The following is a 19,744-nucleotide window of genomic DNA, read 5'->3' as shown; positions in this document are numbered from 1 at the left end:
AACGCCCACGGCACCGTCACCGGCGCGGCCGGCGGCGTGCTGCTGCGTCCGTTCGCCCGCCTGATCGCCTCCACCGGCGACAGCGTCACCACCTACGGCGAACCCTGGAACATGAACTGATTTCAGGTTTACCCTGGCCTTGGTCGGCGCGTCCGCTCCTCCCCTAGCTGGAGCGTGACGCGTCGACCTTTTTCATGCCGTGACCCTGTCCTGGGATCGGACCGGCCACAAGCGCAGCCGTCGTCCCGCGGGCTCCGAACGCCGCGGCGCGCGCAAAGCACCCGCCGCGTAATCGGCCAGCAGGGTGGCGACCGTTTCCTCCGCACACGTGCGGTTGGTGCCGATGCCGCCGGTCGGACCGCGGCGCGCCCACCCGGTCGCGTACACCCCGGGCGACACCCGTCCCGCAACGGCGTCGAATGTGGCACCACCGAATCCGATCGACCGCAGCACCAACCCCGCTTCGACGAATTCGCCGCCACTCAACCGGACTCCGGCCGCCGCGCCGTCGCCGACGATCTCCACCGGTGCCGCGTTGAACCGCAGGACGATGCGTCTGGCTCCGGTGGCCGGCCGCGCGGCAAGTTCCCGCAGCAGTTCGAGCTTGGGCCCGTCACCGGAGGCCACATCCTCCGGATCGACGACCACGTCGACCCCGGGAACCCGACTCAGCCCGTACAGCTCCGGCGTAGTGAAGGCGGCGTGGGCGGCCCCTCGGCGCCCGAGAATCACCACCTCGTCCACGGCGCTGGCTCGCAGTGCCCTCAGCGCGGGCTTCGCGATCTCGGTGGCCGCCAGCGCATCCGGATCGGCAGTCAGGATCCGGGCCAGATCGAGTGCGACGTTGCCGTTGCCGATGACCACGGCGCGCCGGCTTGTGAGGTCGGGAGCCAGCCGGGCGTGCTCGGGATGGCCGTTGTACCACCCCACGAACGGCAGCGCCCCGATCACTCCGGGCAAATCCTCACCCGGAATGTCGAGCCGGCGTTCACCCGCTGAGCCGGTCGCGTATATGACGGCGTGGTGCTCGTCCAGCAACTTTTGGTGACTGAGGCCTGCACCGCCCACCTCAACACCCAGATGCAGCGCAAAGCGCTTCTGTTGCCCGGCAGGCCAACGGAATTGGCCGGCGACGGACTTGGTGGCGGGGTGGTCGGGGGCCACCCCGTAGCGGATCAGCCCGTGCGGCGCGGAGAGCTTCTCGTACATGTCGACCCGCACCCCCGGGTGCCGCAGCAACGCCGTGGCGGCGTAGAAGCCGGCAGCCCCGGATCCCACGATAGCGACCCGCAGCCCGTCGGCACTCACCCGCGCGATGCGCCGCGGCTGCCGCCGGTACCACTCGGGACTGGGCGGATTGCTTTGGTAATACTCGGCATTCACGCGGGTGTACCACTGGTCATCGGCCGACAATGCGGTGTCGGGCCGGATCGCGTCGACCGGGCACGCGTCGGCGCAAGCACCGCAGTCCACGCAGGTGTCGGGGTCGATGTAGAGCATCTCGGCCGTGGCGAATCCGGGTTCGTCCGGGGTGGGATGGATACAGCCCACCGGGCACACCACGACGCACGACGCGTCACTGCAACAGTTCTGGATGACGACGTATGTCACGAAAGTCCTATCCGTCGAGCCTGGCCAGTTCGGCCAGCAGGGGCAGCGGATACGGCGAAAGTCCTTCGCCGACAATGTGTGAACCACCCCACGGGTCGTGGTCGACCAGGATGGCGGGCACCGGCGGCCGGCCGTCGATGCGGATCTGCACCGGTTGATTGACGCCGCGGTGCAGGTGCGCGAGGTCAGGAGACGGTTGGATTCGTCCCGACCACCGCACCCTGTTGTCGACGGGCTGATACAACGCCAGCAGATGGGCCTGGACGTCGATCTCGGTGCCGTCGGCGGCGATCAGTACGGCAGGACCACGGTAGTCCTCGTCCTCCTCGTCGCGATCGCGCGCGCTGGTGAACTCATACTCCGCGAGATCCGGTGTCCGAAGCGCCTTTCGGCGCAGGCGCGCGATGCCGGCATCCACCTGTCGGCTGTACTGACTCTGCACGTGCGGCTTGACCTCGATGCGGGTGCAGGCCCGCGCCCGCAGTGCAGTGAGACAGGAGGACACGTAGCGGGCGGCATCTTCGTCGGTGACCGTGAAGTGATTGGGGAAGCCGTGCCGGGCAAGCCCGAGGTACGGGTGCGCCCCGAACCGAGCCCGCGCCGCATCGTCGTCCAACAAGCCTGTGCGCATGCCGGTTTGCGGTGCCGTGTCGATCAGCACCCGTGCGGCGACATCCCCGGCCAACCAACGGTCGGTTGCCGCGTCGAACACCGCCGGGTCGGCGGATTCGAGGACGACGTCAGCTCGCAGTTTCCGAGCCACACTCGTTGTCGCCGAACCTGTTACGGCAACATCGACCGGCCGGCTCACTCCAGGAATCCGTAGTAGCGCCAGAAGCGGCGGGAAACCCAGCTCATCAGCCCGTTGTCCTCCATGAACTCATAGAGGCTGCGGAAGGACTCCTGCCGGATCGCGCCGACCTGCTGGTTGGCCCGGGACTGGCGCATCGCTTCCTTGACGTCCAGACCGCAGCGCCGGTAGACCTCTTTGTCGTACATCAGGCGGCGGATGACGAAGGCAGCGATACCGTTGAGGTCCTTGGCAAGTCGCCGCTCCCACCACCTCGAGTGCTGCAGCCGGCGCAGAACGCCCTCGCGCGCATAGCGGATATGCCGCGCTTCCTCGGCGATATGGATGCGGAACACCTGCGCCATGATCGGCTGCAGCTGCGGGTGGTGGGCGAAGCGGCGCTGCAGATCGTCGAGCAGTTCCTCACCGCACAGGGCGGCGCCCCACAGCAGCAGACCTTTGTAGAGCGACGGCAACCGCTGCACGCTGAAGGCCTGAAGCTTCGACAACCGGTACGGCCGAGCGCCGATGGCGCTGATGGTGCGGCCGAACATGATCATGTGGCGGGTCTCGTCGCCGATCTCGGTCAGCGCATAGTGCACATTGCGGGAGGTCGGGTCCTGATACAGCATCGCCCGCAGCAGGCCCTGGTTGAGGGTGTTCTCGAACCACACGCCGCGGCTGAGCAGGTTGGCCGCCTCTTGCCGGGACAGCTCGACGCGTTCGCGGTGGCTCATCTGTTCCCAGATCGGCGTGCCGTAGAGCGACACCCCTTCGGGCGGGAGATAGAAGAGGTCCGGATCTTGCGGGGCGTCCCAGTCGATATCGATTTCCGAGTTGTAGGACCGTCGCATCGAGCCGCCGATCAGGCGGTCGGCCATCCCCTGCCGCTGAGCTTCGTAGCCCGGTATGTCGGACATCTTGGACAACACTGTCATGGTTTGGAAGGTTAGACAGTTCTTGTCTTTCTGTCTATGTCTAGAATCAACTCGTGAAGCGACGGCCCGCGACCAGCGCCTACTCGGCCGACACCCGCGAACGGATCCTGGCTGGGGCGCTGCAACTGGCCGCGATCACCGGTTTGCGCAAGTTCTCGATGGAGGAGATCGCTCGACAGGCCAAGATCGGCCGGGCCACGCTGTACCTCTACTTCAAAGGCCGCGACGCCCTGATCAGCGCGCTGGTGCAGAGCGAACTAGCGCGCTACTTCGCAGGCATTCAAGAGGTCGTCGACCGGTACGAGGACTCCGAGGACCGACTGGTCCACGGGTTCGCCCAGGCCTACCGACTGCTGCGGCACCACCCCGCACTCACCACGGTGCTCCGCGTCAACCCCGAGGTACTGCTGCCCTATCTGATCGCCGAGGACAGCATGGCGCTCAACCTGGCCCGCGGCTTCGTCGACTCGACCTTCGACCACGAGGACCTCCCCCAGGCCGCGCGGGCACCCTTCGCCGAGTACCTCTCGCGCGCCATCCACTCACTGATCCTCATCCCGGGTGGCGCGGTGAACATCGACGCACCCGACGGCCCGGAGAACTATGCCCGCACCTTCCTGCTGCCGGTGCTGCGCTCGATGCGGCCGGAACTCGTCGAGGCCCAAACCGAGCTGAACACCTGACCGCCCGGAAGGCGGCGGAGACAGCACGTTTCGTCAAATTCCGGAGCGCATGACCATACGCTGTATCTATGTCCGACCAGGGCCCGCGGAAGCGGGCCACGGTTGCGCGGCTGGCCTTGCTCTGCATGCTGGCCGGTCTGCTCGTGGCGGCGTTGCTGTTTCCCGCTGTCGGTGGCGCAGGCATGTTCGCGGGACGGCTCTCCGACGCGGTGGCACAGGACTCCTCGGAAGTGCTCGACGGTGAGGCCCCGATCGTCACCACCATGGTCGACTCCGCAGGAACACCGATCGCTTGGCTCTACGACCAGCGTCGGTGGGTGGTGCGCAGCGATCAAATCGCCAACACCATGAAGTTGGCGATCGTCTCGGTCGAGGACAAGCGCTTCACCGAACACAACGGGGTGGACCTCCAGGGCACCCTCAACGGGCTGTTCGGTTATCTGCGGGGAGTCGAGGACGTGCGCGGCGGATCGACCATCGAGCAGCAGTACGTCAAGAACTACAACCTTCTTGTCACGGCGAAAACAGACGCGGAGCGTCGGACCGCCGTCGAGGTCACCCCCGCGCGCAAGCTGCGCGAGATGCGGATAGCGCTGGCCTTGGACAAGGCGCTCTCCAAAGAACAGATCCTGACCCGCTATCTGAACCTGGTGTCGTTCGGCAACGGCTCCTTCGGCGTCCAGGACGCGGCGCGCACCTACTTCGGTGTCGACGCCGCACAACTCAATTGGCCGCAGGCCGCGCTGCTGGCAGGCCTGGTGCGGTCCACCAGCACCCTCAACCCGTACAGCAACCCCGACGGCGCCCTTGCCCGGCGCAACACTGTGCTCGACACCTTGATCGAATACCTGCCGGACCGGGCCGATGAACTCCGCGCCGCCAAGAACACGCCGTTGGGCGTGCTGCCGCAGGCAGACCCGCTGCCACAGGGATGCATCGCCGCCGCCGACCGCGCCTTCTTCTGCGAGTACGTCCTGCAATACCTGGCGCGCGCGGGTCTGACTGTGGAAGACATTGCGCGCAACGGTTATCTGATCCGCACCACGCTCGACGCCAAAGTGCAAGACAGCGTCAAATCGGCGATCGACAAGCGGGCCAGCCCGGACACCTACGGCGTCGCGAGCGTGATGAGCGTCATCCTTCCCGGCAAGGACACGCACCGGCTCGTCGCAATGGCCGACAGCCGCGCCTACGGCCTCGACCTCGACGCCAATCAGACGGTGCGGCCCCAGCCGTTCTCCCTGGTCGGTGACGGCGCCGGATCGATCTTCAAGATCTTCACCACCGCCGCCGCACTCGAGATGGGCATGGGGATCAACACCCAACTCGATGTCCCCCAAACGTTTCTGGGCAAGGGGCTGGGCGACAGCGCCGCGCCCGGGTGCCCCAAGGAAACCTGGTGTGTGACGAACGTCAGGCCCTACCGCAGCCCGCTGAGCGTCACCGACGCACTGGCCCAGTCACCCAATACCGCTTTCGCCAAACTCATCTCGCAGATCGGGGTGCCGCACGCCGTCGACATGGCCGTCCGACTGGGCATGAGAACCTATGCCGAGCCCGGCAGCGCGGGCGCATACACCTCCGACCCGAACGACAGCATCGCCGATTACGTCAAGCGGCAGAACATCGGATCCTTCACACTCGGTCCGCTCGAACTCAACGCGCTCGAGCTGTCCAATGTGGGGGCAACATTGGCGTCAGGCGGCACCTGGTGTCCACCGAACCCCATCGACAAGATCTTCGACCGCAACGGCCGTGAAGTGACCGTCACGGCAGCCCCCTGCGAACAAGTGGTCCCCGAGGGCCTGGCCAACACTTTGGCCAACGCGCTCAGCAAGGACGCCGTCAACGGAACCGCTGCCGGCGCGGCGAGCTCGGTCAGCTGGAAACTGCCGATGTCCGCGAAGACCGGCACCACCGAAGCCCACCGGTCGTCGGCGTTCCTCGGCTTCACCAACCGGTATGCCGCGGCGAACTACATCTTCGACGACTCCGCCACGCCGTCCGGTTTGTGCTCCTACCCCTTGCGTAAATGCAGCGACGGGAACTTGTTCGGCGGCACCGAGCCTGCCCTGACGTGGTACGCGGCAATGAGCCCACTCGCCAACGACTTCGGTCCCGTCGCATTACCCCCTGTCGACCCGCGCTATGTCGACGGTGGCCCCGGCGGCCAGGTGCCCAGTGTGAGCGGTATGAAACTCGACGAGGCACGCAAGCGCCTCCAAGACGCCGGCTTCCGAGTCGCCGACCAACCCGTCCAGGTGAACAGCGAAGCCACGCGAGGTTCCGTGGTTGGGACGACCCCCAGCGGCACGACCATTCCCGGCTCGATCATCACGATCAACACCAGCACGGGGTATGTGCCACCACCGCCGCCGGTCTACGTTCCCCCGCCACAGGCGCCACCACCTGCACCCGGCGATCTGCCACCGCCCAACGTCATCCAGATCCCAGGGCTGCCGCCGATAACCCTGCCCGCGCCGGCTCCCCCACCGCCACCGGAGCCGCCACCGCCTGCGCCGTGAACAAAACATCCGTTCACCCTCATTGCTGCGGGTGAACGGATGTCGGTGGTGCGCCCGAAGGGATTCGAACCCCTAACCTTCTGATCCGTAGTCAGATGCTCTATCCGTTGAGCTACGGGCGCGTGCACGTATTCAGTTGTACGGCTGACGTTCCAGCCGTGGCGGAGGCGAGAGGATTTGAACCTCCGGTCCCCCGTAAAGGGGACAACTCATTAGCAGTGAGTCCCATTCGGCCGCTCTGGCACGCCTCCTGAACTTCTTGAGCGTACCGGACCCGATCTGGCTTTCAGACTGTCCCCGGAACCGCCGAGGGCACAGCCTACACATGCCTGACCGCTAGAAGCAAAGCGGCTTTTCGGCCGCCCTATGCTGGTCGGGTGACCGCCCGTTTGCGCCCCGTGCTGGACCAGATCCCCGCCTACACACCCGGCAAGACGGTTCCCGGCGCCATCAAGATCGCCAGCAACGAAACCGTCCACGGCCCACTGCCCAGCGTGCGGACCGCGATCACCGAGGCGATGGACAACCTCAACCGGTACCCCGACAACGGCTACCGCGACCTTCGCGAGGCCCTGGCCAAGCACACCGACTTCACGCCCGAGCACATCTCCGTGGGCTGTGGCTCGGTGAGCCTGTGCCAGCAGTTGATCCAGATCACCTGCACGGTCGGCGACGAGGTGCTGTTCGCCTGGCGCAGTTTCGAGGTCTATCCGCTGCAGGTGCGCACGGCAGGCGCCATCCCGGTGCAGGTGGCGCTGCGCGACCATACCCACGACCTGGATGCCATGCTGGCCGCAATCACCGACCGGACCCGGCTGATCTTCGTCTGCAACCCGAACAACCCGACCAGCACGGTCGTCGATCCCGAGGCCCTGGCCCGGTTCGTCGCCGCGGTCCCGTCGCACATCCTGATCGTGCTCGACGAGGCGTACATCGAGTACATCCGTGACGGATTGGCCCCCGACAGCTTCGGACTGGCCCGCACCCATCCCAACGTCGTTGTGCTCCGCACGTTCTCGAAGGCCTACGGGCTGGCCGGGCTGCGGGTCGGGTACGCCATAGCCGATCCGGACGTCGTGACGGCTCTGGGCAAGGTCTACGTGCCGTTCAGCGCCACGAGCCTGTCGCAGGCCGCCGCGGTCGCATGCCTGGACGCCGCCGACGAACTGCTCGCACGCACCGACACCGTCGTCGCCGAACGCGCCCGGGTCAGCACCGCCCTGCGTGACGCGGGATTCACATTGCCGGCGTCCCAGGCCAACTTCGTCTGGCTGCCGCTGGCCGAGCGCACCGGCGACTTCGTCGCGCGGGCTGCCGACAACCGGCTCGTCGTCCGCCCGTACGGTGAGGACGGTGTGCGCGTCACCATCGGCGCCCCGCACGAAAACGACGCGTTCCTCGAATTCGCCACGCGCTGGATAGGACAACGATGACCGAAGCCCGCAATACGTTCGACGCGTTCAAGAACCGCGAAGGGCAGATCCCCGACGCCGAACTCGACGCACTGTGGGCTGTCCTGACACCTTCGAGCATCGATTTCATGCTCGGCGAGTGGCAGGGCGGGGAATTCCAGACCGGCCACAAGGCCAACGGATTCATGAAGCGCCTCAACTGGTTCGGCAAGACGTTCAACTCGGCGTCGGACGCGAAGCCGCTGGTGTGCCTGGACGGCGACGGTAACAAGTTCTCCAACACCGAAGCCATGAACGGTGAGGCCAGCCTGTGGCTGGAGGAGTTCCGCGGCGAGGTGACGGCCACCATGGTCTACGACGGCAAGCCCGTGCACGATCACTTCAAGGTCGTCGACGACAAGACCGTGATGGGCATCATGAACGGCAAAGGCGCCCTGGACTTCAGCTCGGGGACAGGTCGCTTTCTCTATTTCTTCCTGGAACGCGTCTAGCTCGTCGGTCGGCGTCCGGTAAAGGCCAGCAGCCGATCCAGCGCCGACGCGTCCGCGGGCACCTCGATGGGGTCGTCGAAGCCGGCGCGTACCCGACCGTCGGGCGTGATGATGCCCTGCGCCCAGTGCAGCACGGCTTCGGACCGTGCATCGGGCACCTCGACGGGCTTTCCCACGGCTGCGGCGTAATCCCAAGCGTGGACCAGGAATTCCAGCGACAGGATGCGAGCCATCATCGCCGCGGGAGCCTCGCCTGCACCGAACGGGACGGTGCCGTCGACCCCGCGCTGTCGCCAGGCCAGCACCGCGGGGCGCGCGGCGGCGAGAACCTGATCACGCAGCGGCGCGTGCGGGTCGCGGGCCGGGATATCGGCGCCCGCGGAGCCACCGATTGCAGTGATGGAGCTCAACAAGTGGTCGGTCAACCCGGCCACGTCGAATTCGCGGCACGGCGTCCGTCGCGCCAGATCCTCGTCGCCGATGCCTCTGAGCACCGCGTCCAACACCCCCAGCGTGGCTTCGGCAGATTCGACTTCGTCCATACCGCGTAGTGTCCCCCGTCGCGCCGCCACCGACCTCGCATTTTGCGCGTCACCTTACGATGGGCGTTGCGCACCGCCGGCCGCAATCTTCAGGACGGAGCCGCCATGGCTGCTCGAACCACTCTCCGCGGTCCGCTCAGCCGTGACGAAATCATCACGGCTGCACTGGATCTCGCCGAGAGCGCGGGCCTGGAGAAGCTGTCGCTGCACCGGATCGCCGCGGCCGTCGGAGTCAAGACGACATCGCTGTACCACCATGTCTGCGACAAGGCCGATGTGCTGGACGCGATGGCCGACCACGTCCTGGGCTCGGTCGTGATGCCCGATGTCGACTCCATGGACTGGCCCGACGCCGTACGTGCAACGTCGTACGCGTTTCGCACCGCGGCCATGCGGTACCCGAGCAGCGCGCCGCTGCTACTGGTGCGCAGTCCCGACCATCCGGGGTTGCTGCCGATCGTCGACCTGGCGCTGCGGGCGCTGCGCCGGGCCGGGCTTGAGCGCTCACTGGCCGTGCACGTGATGCGGGCTCACATCGCATTGCTGGTCGGTTCGTTGCTGCGCGAGAGCGGCGTCACGGCCAACGGATCCGCGGCGACGGTGATCTCCGGTCCGCACGTCGACCTGTTGTCCGCGGGCCTGCCCGCCGTCGCGGAGTCGGCGGACGAACTGGCAGCGTGTGATCACGACGCCGAGTTCGAATTCGGTCTCGATCTGCTGGTGTCGTCCGTGCGACAACGGCTGAATGCCCGACCCGACCGACCGGTTGGGTAGTGTCCTCTACATGGCTGACACGTACGAGTCCGTTTCCGTCGACATCAAGGACCACGTCGCCCAGGTCACCCTGCTGGGACCCGGTAAGGGCAACGCGATGGGGCCTGCGTTCTGGGCGGAGCTGCCCGAGGTGTTCGGTGCGCTCGACGCCGACGCGGACGTCCGCGCCATCGTGCTCACCGGCTCCGGCAAGAACTTCAGCTACGGGCTGGACCTGCCCGCCATGGGAGCCACCCTGCCTGGCCTCGACGCAGGCGCCAAGGCCCGTGCCGACTTCCACAAGAAGTTGCAGGCCATGCAGGCCGCGATCACCGCGGTGGCCGACAGCCGGACCCCCACCGTCGCCTCCATCCACGGCTGGTGCATCGGCGGCGGTGTCGACCTGATCAGCGCCGCCGACATCCGCTACGCCAGCGCTGACGCGAAGTTCTCGGTACGCGAGACCAAGCTGGCCATCGTCGCGGACGTGGGCAGCCTGGCCCGCCTGCCGCTGATCCTGTCCGAGGGGCACCTCCGGGAACTGGTGCTGACCGGCAAGGACATCGATGCCGCCCGCGCCGAGAAGATCGGCCTGGTCAACGATGTCTACGCCGACGCCGACACCTCGCTGGCCGCCGCACACGCCACCGCCGCCGAGATCGCGGCCAATCCGCCGCTGACCGTCGCCGGCGTCAAGGACGTGCTCGATCAGCAGCGCATCGCCCGGGTGTCGGAGAGTCTGCGCTACGTGGCGGCGTGGAACTCGGCGTTTTTGCCGTCGAAGGACCTGGCCGAGGCGGTCACCGCGATGTTCCAGAAGCGCCCGCCGCAGTTCACCGGGGAATAGGCGTCCACCCCAGTTCGGCCTTGACTTTCGCGTTGGACAGCGGTAGCCAGGTGGTACCGAACGCTGTCGCCGGGTACGGCGCGAGCAGCCCGACCACCCGGTGCGATATCGGCCAGGGCGGCGGCCGGTGCAGCCGCGCGTTGAGCTCACGGACATAGTCGCCGAACGACTGCGGCCGGTCGTCGACGATGTTGTAGAGCTCGCCGCCGCGCCCCCGCTCCAGGGCGTCGGCGGTGGCCTTGGCGACGTCGTCGATGTGCACCCAGGACAGGATCCCGGTTCCGGTCATCGCGGGCAGTGCCCACCAGCGGGCCAGCCTGCGGAACAGATCGTCGTGGGTGACCCCGGGCCCGTAGAAAACCCCGTAGCGCAACACGATTCCCTCGGTGTCGCTGTGCTCGCCCGATCCCACGACGGCGCGCTCCATGCCGCGCAGCGCCGCGAGCATCTCCGCTCCCCCGCGGGGCGGCGGACCCGGATACGGATCGGTTTCATCCATCAGGGCGGGTCCGGTCGCGCCGTAGCCGTAACCGAAGATCACCGATTCGGCGATCACCCGCGGCACCCCGGCCTGCTGGGCGGCGGCCAGCAGATTGCCTGCACCGCGGCTCCACAGGCGCTTGGCCGGCTCGAAGTCTTTGATCCGGATCGGGCCCAGCTTGGGCAGCGTGGTCAGCAGGCTCACCACCGCATCGGGCGTGAATTCGTGGACCACCGCAGTGATCTGGGCTGTGTCGAGGACATCGGCGACCACTGGTTTGGCACCGTGCGCAGAGATCTCATGCGCCTTCGCCGGCGAACGGGTCACGCCGATCACCTCGTGGCCGCGCTCGCCGAGTTCACGCAGCAACGGAACGCCCGGAACGCTGGTCGCGCCGGCCACCAGGACCCGCATCTCACTGCCTCCTGTCATCGGACATGCCGGCGCGCAACGCCATTGCCAGCAGCACGGTGGTCAACACCAAACCCGCCGCCTCCAACCAGCCGACCCAGGTGCCCGCCGCGTGGTGGGGGTCGACCAGATGGCTCAGCGCGTGAAGGGCCCAGTGCGCGGTCGCGAAGGCCAACGTCGGCACCCGCCACCGCGGCCAGCGCAGGGCACCCAGCATGAGCAGGCCGAGCGGCAACTCGAACGACGCGTTGTCGAATATGTAGTGGTCGTTGCGGACCCCGAAGGCTCCCAATGTGTCGAAGAACGCGCCCGGCGCCGCGAGCATGAACAGGCCGAGCAGCACCGAATAGGTCCCGAACACCGCGAGGACCACCTCGGCGTACCGCGAACGGGTGCGAGCCGCTGTACTGACCATGCCAACTACGCTAGACCCGCAGTGGTCTCAGAGTAGGCTCCACTTCCATGACAGTTTCGGGTACCACTTCCGGGCCCGAGCTGCTTGTCGTCCTCGACCGCTCCCGCCGCGATCCGCTGCACCGTCAACTCGCCGACGGTCTGCGCGCCGCCATCCGCGCCGGACGCCTGGCGCCGGGCGCCCGGATGCCGTCGACCCGGGTGCTGGCCGTCGATCTGGGGGTGTCCCGGCGACTGGTGGTCGATGCCTACGGCCAGCTCACCGCTGAGGGGTTCCTGCACAGCACCCAGGGCGCGGGTACCCGCGTCGCCGACGTGACATCGGTGTCCGGAGCACGAGAAACGTCCGCCGAGTCAAAGCACCGCTACGACGTCGACTTCGCGCCTGGTGCACCGGATCTCGCGAGCTTCCCACGCCAGGCCTGGCTCCGGGCGCTGCGTCAGGGACTGGCAGACATCGAGTCCAGCGCATTCGGTTACGTACATCCGCACGGGCTGCCCGCAGCACGCACGGCCGTTGCCGACTACCTGCGCCGCACCCGCGGCGTTGTCGCCGATCCCCGGCGAATCGTGCTGTGCTCCGGGGCAACCCAGGCCGTCGCCCTGCTGGCCCAATGCCTCGACGGCGCAGTCGCCATGGAGGACCCCGGCTTCTGGCTACACCGAATGGTGTTTCGCCGCAACGGAATCGAGCCGACACCCGTCCGCATCGACGGGCAGGGGCTCGACGTCGACGCGCTGGCCGACAGCCAGGCCGACACCGTGCTGACCACGCCGGCCCACCAATCGCCGACGGGCGTCGTGTTGTCCGCCGCGCGGCGCACCGCGCTGCTGGAATGGGTGCGCGGCGGAGGCCTGGTCATCGAAGACGACTACGACGCCGAATACCGTTACGACCGGGCCCCGGTCGGCGCGTTCCAAGGCGTGGCACCCGACCGCGTGGTGTACCTAGGATCGACGAGCAAAACGCTTGCGCCTGGTCTGAGAATCGGTTGGATGGTGCTACCGGAATCGCTCGTCGCGCCCATCCGCACCGCGAAAAGTCTTGCTGACACCGGTAGTTCGGTGATGGACCAGATCGCGTTCGCCAGGTTTCTCGCGTCCGGTGACTACGATCGGCATCTGCGGCAGATGCGACGCCGCTACCTGGCGCGGCGCAACACCATGATGCTGGCGTTGGCCGAGTACCTGCCGCAGGCCACCGTGCTGGGCGCGGCCGCCGGGGTGCATCTGACCGTCCGATTCCCGGCAGGTTTTCCGATCGACACATTGATCCAACAGGCCACGGCCATGCGGATCCGGGTCGAGCCGCTGGCACCCTGCTATGCCGATCCGGCGACGGCTCCACCGGGACTCATCCTCGGTTACGCCAACTTGCCTGAATCGCAGATCATCACGGGCGTGCAAGCGCTGAGCCAGGCCGTATCGGCCGTGTCAGGGCAGTAGATGGTAGGTGAAGGTGAGGCGGAACTTGCCGATCTGGATCTGGTCGCCGTTCGACAGCGGCAGAGACTGCACCTGAACGCGATTGACGAAGGTGCCGTTGAGGCTCCCGGTGTCGACGATCCAGTATTCGTCGTCGAGCCAACGGAATTCGGCATGGTGACGACTGACGGTGATGTCGTCGAGGAACACATCACTGTTGGGATGGCGACCGGCGGCGGTGACCGGCTGGGTCAGGATGAACTGAGCACCGACGATCGGTCCGCGCGTGACGGCGAGGACACCGGAGCCGAGGAATGCGCCCTCAGCCGCCGGCGCCCTGGGCGGGCTGGGTTCGGCCGCAGGCTCGGAAAGAGCGTGGTGCACCGCGGTGACGTCCTCATCCGGCTTCCGTGACGGATCGGCTTGGCTCATGTCGGGTTCCTCAGTGTCGTTGAGTATGGGGACATTCCCCGGATACCGGGGATGGCGGGCCCGGCTCCTATCGGGGCGTACCGATAGGCGGTAGCGACTCGACGGCGTCGAGGCGATCGCGTTGGGCGGCAAGGGTATCAGCGAGAAACGTCCGGGCGATGAGCAACAGTTCGGCGATCTTGGGATGCGCAAGCGTGTAGAACACCGCGTTGCCCGCGCGGTGCCCCCTGACGACGTGGTGCCGCTTGAGCACCGAGAGATGCTGGGAGAGCAGGGTCGGTTCGAGGTCGGTGGCGGTCAGTATTTCACTCACGGGCGTGGGGCCCTCACTCGTGGACAAAATCTCCAGAACACGGATCCGCGCCGGATGCGCGAGGGCCTTGAACAGATTGGCCTTGATCTCGTACAGCGGCCGGTCGGGACCGTCAAGGATACTGTCCACCACCGTTAGCCTCCGTTATTGATGAATTGAGAAAACTCGCAATCCATCATATCGAGCGATACCCTTCCCCAATGCCCACCGGCCACACCCCGCGTACGAAACCGGCCCCACTCCAGTATGTCGCGTACTGCTACGGCAGACGACTACCTGATTCGATGCGTGACTGGGTCGCCAACGACCTGGCAGGACCCGGTGCCACCGTCCGAATGATGGTCCGGGTGGCAATCCCCGCGGTCCTGGTTCTGGCGCCCATCTGGTTCATCCCGATGTCGCTGTACCTGCACGCGAGCATGACGGTGCCGATCTTCATCCCGTTCGTGTACTTCTCCCATGCCCTGAACAAGGTGTGGCGGCGCCACATGCTCGCCAAGCACGGCCTCAACCCTGGCCTCGTCGACGAGCTCTCCCGGAAGAAGAACGCCCACATCCACCGGGCTTACGAAGAGCGGTACGGGCCCCGCACCGGCCCGACCAGCAGCCACGACGTCTGACCGCCGCGCCGTCAGCGGCGTAGTTTCCGCAGCCGGGACCACCACCCCGGCCGCCGGCTGACCGAAAGCGCATGCGCATCGCGTTTGTGCCGGCACACTTCCCCTGCCGCGGCCACCGCCTGCGGATCGAATCCCGGTGGCACCGGGCCGCCGGCCACCAATGCGCGCACCAGCGCTTCCTGCCGCTGTGCCAAGCTGCCGGGGCCGGTCATACCCACACCTCACGCGCCCCGGCGGTGATCGGCGCGGCACCGGCCGCCGCGGCGATCGCGTCGAGTTCGTCGAACAGCTCGGCCGCAGGCGGATACCGGCCATCACGTTCGAGCATGAACGGGGTGTCCACCCGCTGCCGCAGCGCCGTCACCAAATCCAGCACCTCCTGCGAAGTCCGGGCGGTATGGGTGTCGTGATAGAAGGCGCCGTCGTCGTGTCCTCCCGCGACGTGGCTGTAGGCCACCTGTCCGACCGGCAACCGCGCGAGCTCCCGCTGCGGATCACGGCCCCGGTTGCGGGCATTGGCATAGACATTCGCCACGTCCAGCACCAGCAGCACCCCGGTACGTTCCACCAGCTCGCTAAGGAACTCCGATTCGGTGAGGTCAGATTCGGGCCACTCCACGAACGCCGCGATGTTCTCCACGGCCAACGGCACGGGCAGTTCGCGGCGGGTGCGCTCGATGTTCGCGGCCGACGCGTCCAGCGCCTCCCGGGTACGCGGCACCGGCAACAGATGCCCCGCCTCGACGCCTCCGGCCCGCACGAACGCGATGTGCTCGCTGACCACCGGCGCGTTGAGTGCCTCAGCGCAGGCCGCCAGGTGCTGAATTCGTTTGCGCTGCACCGGTTCCGCACCACCGAGGGACAGCGCCACCCCGTGCGGCACCACGGGCACACCCGCGCAGACCAACTCGGCCAGGTCCGGGTGCGGTTGGGCTCTGCCACGGCGGACGGGTACGGACTCGGCGATCACCTCGCAGAAGCCCGGGCGCAGATCGCCGATCACTCCGGCGATCTCACGCCGCCAACCGATACCCACGTCGCCGAGCATCGGCACGTTGCGGCGCGCGGTGCTCACCCGCCGCACCCTCCGCCACAGCCGCCACCGCAGCCGCTTCCGCAGCCACCGCCACCGTCGCCCCCACACGACGCGCCGCATCCGCCTCCGTCGGAGCCGCCGCCCGCGGATGAGTCCCCCGCCAGTTGCACTGCGCTCGAATAGTCGGCGTCGAGCAGCCACAGCGCGCCGGTGCCGAACAGGGCCGCTGACAAGGCCACCGCCGCCGGACCATACGTGCCGAACGCCGGGCGCTGCGCCGGCCGCAGGTACGCCAGCCGCTTTTGCTCCCCGGCGAGCAGCCGACGGCCCGCGCCGGTAAGTCGGTCCACCCTGAGCAGGAAAGGCAGCACCGCCGCCGCGTACACCACCGTCGCGGTCAGCAGCACCGCGAACGACATCGCTGCACCGGACAGTTCGGACAGTCGCGTCGCCAGATAGGCGCACGCGCCGACTCCCATCGCCAAGACCGCGACGGCCGGCGCCGCACCCCAACGGATCCGACGCCGTTCGGCTCGACTCCGCATCAGGCCGCGTCGGCTCAGTCGATCCTCGAGGGCAGCGAGATCATCCTGGGATGCGGCGAACAGGCTCGGCACCGTGTGTTTCGGATCGACGGCCACCCGGTGCAGCACCTGCACGGTGAAGTGGTCGGCCTCCGGACCCAGCGGTGTGGAGTGGTCCACTCGTCCCCGCTCGATAATCCGCCCGCCCGCACGTAAACCCGCCAGCGCGGCCACCACCGGGGCGACCGCCGAGCGCAGGAAGGCCAGCTCCGTCGGGCTGATCGGCTGAGTCACCGCGGGTTTGCGCGGCGTCGTGAGGATCCGCCACAGCACCCCGTAGAGCGTGGCCACAGCAAGCGCGGCCAGATATCCGATCGTCGGTCCGGTCACCACCTACAAGCACCTCCCGTGCGGTTGAGTCAGGCCATCGTGACCGGGTACCGCAGACTACCGGTCACAACTTTCGCCGTCCCGAATACAGCCGACACGCGACATATCGACCGGCTTGGCAATTCCGCTATTGTCATCGAGGGATTGCTGCACTCCCGGTGCGGAACGTGACGGTTCCCTCGGAACAGGATGTTTCATGGTCCGGTAACAGAGGTGAGGATTGCTGGCGAATTCGAGGAGCTACGCAGTCTTTCGCCGCCTGGCCCGGGACTGGTGGTGTGAACCGGTCGACTACGCCGCGCAGGTGCAGTACTTCGCCAAGCGGTCGATGTCCGAGGCGATCCGGACCCTGATCGGGTGCGGCACGACGTTCAACGGTGTGATCTCCCTGGCGATCCTGATGCCGTTCGCAGCGGCGCCCGCGTCAGCTGCCGTCGTCGGGATCTTCGGCCTACTGCAAATCGGCTGGGGAGTGGCGTGGTGTGTGAATCCCTGGCCGTCACGCCGGATGTCGCTTGCCTTCGTCATCTCCGCCGACATCGGCATCGCGGTCGCCGCGACAGTGGACGCCAGTTGGTTGCTCGGCCTGTTCGGGTTCAACGCTTTCACGATGATCTCGGTCTATCTGATGTTCTTCGACGGCCCCAAAGTCCTTGCGGGCCATCTGGCATGGATCCTGCTGTCGGCAACCGCATTCACGGTGCGAGCCGCCGCCCACGCCAACTTCGACACGCCGACTTTCACCGCCAGCACCCTCACCGCGATCGCCCCGGTGGTCGCGACACCACTGGGCATCCAGTTCGGCATCTGGGCACTACGCACCGACGCCAACGAATCCGTCACCGACGCGCTCACGGGACTGCTCAACCGGCGAGGACTGCACCTGCACATCGAGGAAATGCTGCGCGACACCACATCCCGCACACAGTTCACCGTCATGGTGGTCGACCTGGACCGCTTCAAACACATCAACGACACCTTTGGCCACGCGATCGGCGACGAAGTCCTGGTTCGATGCGCACGCCGGATCAAGTCCGCGGTCCGAGGCAGCGCGCTCGTAGCGCGAATCGGTGGCGAGGAGTTCGTCATCGTGGACCGCACCGACTCCAATCGTCGCTCCCGGTCCGATCTGGACAGCGTCAGATCCGCGGTCTCGGCACCGGCCGATCATCCGGTGACCGCCAGCGTCGGAGTCACCAGTGCCGATGCCGCCAGCTTCATCACCTCGGAAGCCACCCCCGCCACATGGATCGACACCTTGATCCGAGAAGCCGACCAGGCGATGTTCCACGCGAAGCGCGGTGGCGGCAACGCGACGGTTCACCTCTGATCGTGCCAGTGACCGTCAGGGCGAACTTGAACCACTCTGACTGACAAGCTATTTCACTCGATGGCATGCGCATCCGCCCCAACTCGTCGAACATTGTCCCGTGGCTGACCAACCAATGGACACATCGACCCGGCTCGCGGTCGAACGCACCCGCCTGGCACTTGAACGCACCACCATGGCGTGGATCCGCACCAGCACGTCACTGATCGCGTTCGGCTTCACCATCTTCAAGTTCTTCCAGTACCAGGCCGAACAGAATCACCGCACGGTGGTCAGCCCGTGGATCGTGGGCATGGTGATGATCGGAATCGGGCTGACCGCGCTGACACTGGCCTGGTTTCAGCATCGCCAGGAACTCGCGGCGTTGCGCGCCCAAGACCGGGACCTGCCGTACTCCCTGGCGGGGATCATGGCCGGTCTGATCGCGATGCTGGGCGTTCTGTCCTTCGTCACCGTCGCCTGGCGGCTGTAGCGACCGGCCAGCATACGAGCGGTGGGGGCCATGGCAAGTTCGTCGATCGAGCGCACGGAATTCGTTGTCGTGTCAAAGTTCTCGCGGTAGCCGGTACGTAGGCTGCGGACGTGCCCTCTACGCCGTGCGGAGCACCTTCTCTATCGGCTTCCCGCGCGCCAGCTCGTCGACGAGCTTGTCGAGGTAGCGGATCTTGCGCATCAGCGGGTCCTCCACCTCCTGCACCTTCACCCCGCACACAACGCCTGTGATGAGCGAGGCGTCGGGGTTCAGTGTCGCGTCGGCGAAGAACTCTGTGAACGTCGCCTCGTTGTCGAGGTGGCGGCGGAGCGCCGCGTCGTCGAAACCGGTAAGCCACCGGATCACCTCGTCGAGTTCGGCCTGCGTGCGACCCTTGCGCTCCATCTTCGCGAGGTACAGCGGGTAGACCGAGGCGACGCTGGTTCGGAAGATCCGATGCTCCATGCGTCGAGGCTAACCGGCGGGCCGAGCTGGTCCCGGCGGTAGCATCGGCGGCGTGAATTTGGCTGTTCTCGGGCCGATCCGCGTCCTGCGGGACGATGCGCCGGTTGACCTGGGAACGCCCCGGCAGTGCGCCGTCGTCGCGGCGCTGGCCCTGGCCCACGGCGAGCGGGTCTCGGTCGAGACCCTCGCCGATCGGGTGTGGGGCGAGTCGCCGCCCGCCTCGGCGACGGCCACGCTGCACAGCTATATCGGCAAGTTGCGCCGCGTCCTGGAACCTGGGCGCGGTCCCCGTGAGGCGGCGACGGTACTGGTCCGTGAGCATTCCGGCTACGCGCTGCGCATCCCGGCGGCCGAACGCGACGACGTCGCCCTGCAGCAGACGGTGACCGCGGCGCGCGCCACGTTGACTGAACTCGTCGACCTCGAGCGTCCGTTGGCGGCGGGACATGCCGCCGAGCAGATCGCGCAGGTCGCGGCGGCTCTCGACGACCGGCTGTTGTGCTGGCGCGGCGAACCCTATCCGGAACTGGGTGACGCCCCGGACGCCGTCGCGGAGCGGGTGCGGCTCGCTGACCTGCGTGCCGCTGCTCGGGAACTGCGGATCGTCGCCGGTCTGGCGGTCGGCGAACACGACGAGGTGGTGGGTGAGCTCGCGACCCTGTGCGCCGAGAATCCGCTGCACGAACGCTGGTGGTCGCTGTGGGCGGTCGCCCTGTTCCGCTGTGGGCGACTGCCCGATTCGCTTGCCGCGCTGCAGACGCTGCGAGCCGAACTGGCCGACGAGTTGGGGCTTGATCCGAGCGAGTCGGTCCGAGCCCTGCAGAGCGCTTATACACATC

At 67.1% G+C, this 19,744-nt stretch carries 24 protein-coding genes and 2 tRNA genes; 12 read left to right on the top strand and 14 right to left on the bottom strand.

What is annotated here, in order from left to right; genetic code table 11:
• Window positions 1-120: MspA family porin (locus A5784_RS15930; RefSeq protein WP_197514767.1), on the top strand; the 120-nt coding region annotated here is incomplete at its 5' end.
• Window positions 121-192: 72 nt separating this feature from the next.
• Here the strand turns inward: A5784_RS15930 and A5784_RS15925 are convergent.
• Genes A5784_RS15925 through A5784_RS15915 form a run of 3 tightly spaced genes read right to left on the bottom strand, consistent with a single transcriptional unit; the run spans window position 193 to window position 3,339 of the window.
• A complete protein-coding gene (locus A5784_RS15925) occupies window positions 193-1,611 on the bottom strand; it encodes an FAD-dependent oxidoreductase (RefSeq protein WP_064945877.1) in 1,419 nt (472 codons plus the stop codon).
• A gap of 7 nt (window positions 1,612-1,618) precedes the next feature.
• Window positions 1,619-2,374 (bottom strand): DUF4873 domain-containing protein, encoded by a 756-nt coding sequence (locus A5784_RS15920; protein ID WP_064945876.1) that lies wholly within the window; start codon window positions 2,372-2,374, stop codon window positions 1,619-1,621.
• A gap of 44 nt (window positions 2,375-2,418) precedes the next feature.
• A complete protein-coding gene (locus A5784_RS15915) occupies window positions 2,419-3,339 on the bottom strand; it encodes an AurF N-oxygenase family protein (protein ID WP_232006072.1) in 921 nt (306 codons plus the stop codon).
• A gap of 53 nt (window positions 3,340-3,392) precedes the next feature.
• On the opposite strand from A5784_RS15915, the gene A5784_RS15910 reads away from it, so the two are divergent.
• Both A5784_RS15910 and ponA2 read left to right on the top strand, forming a co-directional pair.
• On the top strand, window positions 3,393-4,022 hold the full coding sequence (locus A5784_RS15910; protein ID WP_064945875.1) for a TetR/AcrR family transcriptional regulator: 630 nt from the start codon (window positions 3,393-3,395) through the stop codon (window positions 4,020-4,022).
• 68 nt (window positions 4,023-4,090) lie between these two features.
• Window positions 4,091-6,547, top strand: a complete 2,457-nt coding sequence (gene ponA2, locus A5784_RS15905; protein WP_064945874.1) for a transglycosylase/D,D-transpeptidase PonA2 — start codon at window positions 4,091-4,093, stop codon at window positions 6,545-6,547.
• Window positions 6,548-6,593: 46 nt separating this feature from the next.
• Here ponA2 and A5784_RS15900 read toward each other — a convergent pair.
• Both A5784_RS15900 and A5784_RS15895 read right to left on the bottom strand, forming a co-directional pair.
• A tRNA-Arg gene (locus tag A5784_RS15900) sits at window positions 6,594-6,669 on the bottom strand.
• 37 nt (window positions 6,670-6,706) lie between these two features.
• Window positions 6,707-6,798, bottom strand: a tRNA-Ser gene (locus A5784_RS15895).
• A gap of 126 nt (window positions 6,799-6,924) precedes the next feature.
• On the opposite strand from A5784_RS15895, the gene hisC reads away from it, so the two are divergent.
• On the top strand, window positions 6,925-7,980 hold the full coding sequence (hisC, locus tag A5784_RS15890; RefSeq protein ID WP_064945873.1) for a histidinol-phosphate transaminase: 1,056 nt from the start codon (window positions 6,925-6,927) through the stop codon (window positions 7,978-7,980).
• A complete protein-coding gene (locus A5784_RS15885) occupies window positions 7,977-8,450 on the top strand; it encodes a DUF4334 domain-containing protein (RefSeq protein WP_064945872.1) in 474 nt (157 codons plus the stop codon). The genes hisC and A5784_RS15885 overlap by 4 nt, the downstream gene beginning before the upstream one ends.
• On the opposite strand, the gene A5784_RS15880 is transcribed toward A5784_RS15885, so the two are convergent.
• Complete coding sequence (locus A5784_RS15880; protein ID WP_064945871.1) at window positions 8,447-8,992, bottom strand: TIGR03086 family metal-binding protein; 546 nt, start codon at window positions 8,990-8,992, stop codon at window positions 8,447-8,449. The genes A5784_RS15885 and A5784_RS15880 overlap by 4 nt on opposite strands.
• A 105-nt stretch (window positions 8,993-9,097) precedes the next feature.
• Here A5784_RS15880 and A5784_RS15875 point away from each other — a divergent pair, with 105 nt between their 5' ends.
• Together A5784_RS15875 and A5784_RS15870 are read left to right on the top strand one after the other, a co-directional pair.
• Window positions 9,098-9,766: a TetR/AcrR family transcriptional regulator C-terminal domain-containing protein gene (locus A5784_RS15875; RefSeq protein WP_064945882.1), complete on the top strand. Its 669-nt coding sequence runs from the start codon at window positions 9,098-9,100 to the stop codon at window positions 9,764-9,766.
• Between the two features lie 10 nt (window positions 9,767-9,776).
• Window positions 9,777-10,592, top strand: a complete 816-nt coding sequence (locus A5784_RS15870) for a crotonase/enoyl-CoA hydratase family protein (RefSeq protein WP_064945881.1) — start codon at window positions 9,777-9,779, stop codon at window positions 10,590-10,592.
• Here the strand turns inward: A5784_RS15870 and A5784_RS15865 are convergent.
• Entirely contained in the window at window positions 10,579-11,505 is a 927-nt protein-coding gene (locus A5784_RS15865; RefSeq protein ID WP_232006071.1) for an NAD-dependent epimerase/dehydratase family protein, read from the bottom strand. The two genes, A5784_RS15870 and A5784_RS15865, sit on opposite strands and share 14 nt — an antisense overlap.
• Window positions 11,489-11,899 (bottom strand): hypothetical protein, encoded by a 411-nt coding sequence (locus A5784_RS15860; RefSeq protein ID WP_064945869.1) that lies wholly within the window; start codon window positions 11,897-11,899, stop codon window positions 11,489-11,491. Before A5784_RS15860 ends, A5784_RS15865 begins: the two co-directional genes overlap by 17 nt.
• Before the next feature lie 47 nt (window positions 11,900-11,946).
• Here A5784_RS15860 and pdxR point away from each other — a divergent pair, with 47 nt between their 5' ends.
• On the top strand, window positions 11,947-13,344 hold the full coding sequence (pdxR, locus tag A5784_RS15855; RefSeq protein ID WP_082944873.1) for a MocR-like pyridoxine biosynthesis transcription factor PdxR: 1,398 nt from the start codon (window positions 11,947-11,949) through the stop codon (window positions 13,342-13,344).
• Here pdxR and A5784_RS15850 read toward each other — a convergent pair.
• Window positions 13,333-13,755 carry an FHA domain-containing protein gene (locus A5784_RS15850; protein ID WP_064945868.1) on the bottom strand — a complete coding sequence of 141 codons (423 nt, stop codon included), beginning with the start codon at window positions 13,753-13,755 and terminating at the stop codon, window positions 13,333-13,335. The genes pdxR and A5784_RS15850 overlap by 12 nt on opposite strands.
• Before the next feature lie 67 nt (window positions 13,756-13,822).
• Window positions 13,823-14,200, bottom strand: a complete 378-nt coding sequence (locus A5784_RS15845; protein ID WP_232006068.1) for an ArsR/SmtB family transcription factor — start codon at window positions 14,198-14,200, stop codon at window positions 13,823-13,825.
• Window positions 14,201-14,268: 68 nt separating this feature from the next.
• Here A5784_RS15845 and A5784_RS15840 point away from each other — a divergent pair, with 68 nt between their 5' ends.
• Window positions 14,269-14,688, top strand: coding sequence for a DUF5313 domain-containing protein (locus A5784_RS15840; protein WP_064945867.1), 420 nt, complete (start codon window positions 14,269-14,271; stop codon window positions 14,686-14,688).
• Window positions 14,689-14,699: 11 nt separating this feature from the next.
• Here A5784_RS15840 and A5784_RS15835 read toward each other — a convergent pair whose 3' ends face one another.
• Genes A5784_RS15835 through A5784_RS15825 form a run of 3 tightly spaced genes read right to left on the bottom strand, consistent with a single transcriptional unit; the run spans window position 14,700 to window position 16,638 of the window.
• Window positions 14,700-14,900, bottom strand: coding sequence for an SCO6045 C-terminal-like domain-containing protein (locus A5784_RS15835; RefSeq protein ID WP_064945866.1), 201 nt, complete (start codon window positions 14,898-14,900; stop codon window positions 14,700-14,702).
• Window positions 14,897-15,736 (bottom strand): MbnB/TglH/ChrH family RiPP precursor modification enzyme, encoded by an 840-nt coding sequence (locus A5784_RS15830; protein ID WP_064945878.1) that lies wholly within the window; start codon window positions 15,734-15,736, stop codon window positions 14,897-14,899. The genes A5784_RS15835 and A5784_RS15830 overlap by 4 nt, the downstream gene beginning before the upstream one ends.
• Window positions 15,737-15,759: 23 nt before the next feature.
• A complete protein-coding gene (locus tag A5784_RS15825; protein ID WP_197514766.1) occupies window positions 15,760-16,638 on the bottom strand; it encodes a TIGR04222 domain-containing membrane protein in 879 nt (292 codons plus the stop codon).
• A gap of 220 nt (window positions 16,639-16,858) precedes the next feature.
• Here A5784_RS15825 and A5784_RS15820 point away from each other — a divergent pair, with 220 nt between their 5' ends.
• Both A5784_RS15820 and A5784_RS15815 read left to right on the top strand, forming a co-directional pair.
• The gene (locus A5784_RS15820; protein ID WP_064945865.1) at window positions 16,859-17,968 is read left to right on the top strand and encodes a GGDEF domain-containing protein; all 1,110 of its coding nucleotides are present in this window, start codon (window positions 16,859-16,861) and stop codon (window positions 17,966-17,968) included.
• Between the two features lie 100 nt (window positions 17,969-18,068).
• A complete protein-coding gene (locus A5784_RS15815) occupies window positions 18,069-18,440 on the top strand; it encodes a YidH family protein (protein ID WP_156750592.1) in 372 nt (123 codons plus the stop codon).
• Between the two features lie 117 nt (window positions 18,441-18,557).
• Here the strand turns inward: A5784_RS15815 and A5784_RS15810 are convergent, their stop codons facing one another.
• Window positions 18,558-18,905, bottom strand: coding sequence for a DUF2200 domain-containing protein (locus tag A5784_RS15810; protein WP_064945863.1), 348 nt, complete (start codon window positions 18,903-18,905; stop codon window positions 18,558-18,560).
• 52 nt (window positions 18,906-18,957) lie between these two features.
• Between A5784_RS15810 and A5784_RS15805 the strand changes: the two genes are divergently transcribed.
• On the top strand, window positions 18,958-19,744 hold a 787-nt coding region (locus A5784_RS15805), incomplete at its 3' end, for an AfsR/SARP family transcriptional regulator (RefSeq protein WP_197514765.1).

It is taken from the genome of Mycobacterium sp. 852013-50091_SCH5140682, from assembly GCF_001665685.1.
GTDB lineage: Bacteria > Actinomycetota > Actinomycetes > Mycobacteriales > Mycobacteriaceae > Mycobacterium.
The sequence above is the reverse complement of the archived record's forward strand: the minus strand, read 5'-3'. Positions and strand labels throughout refer to the sequence as shown.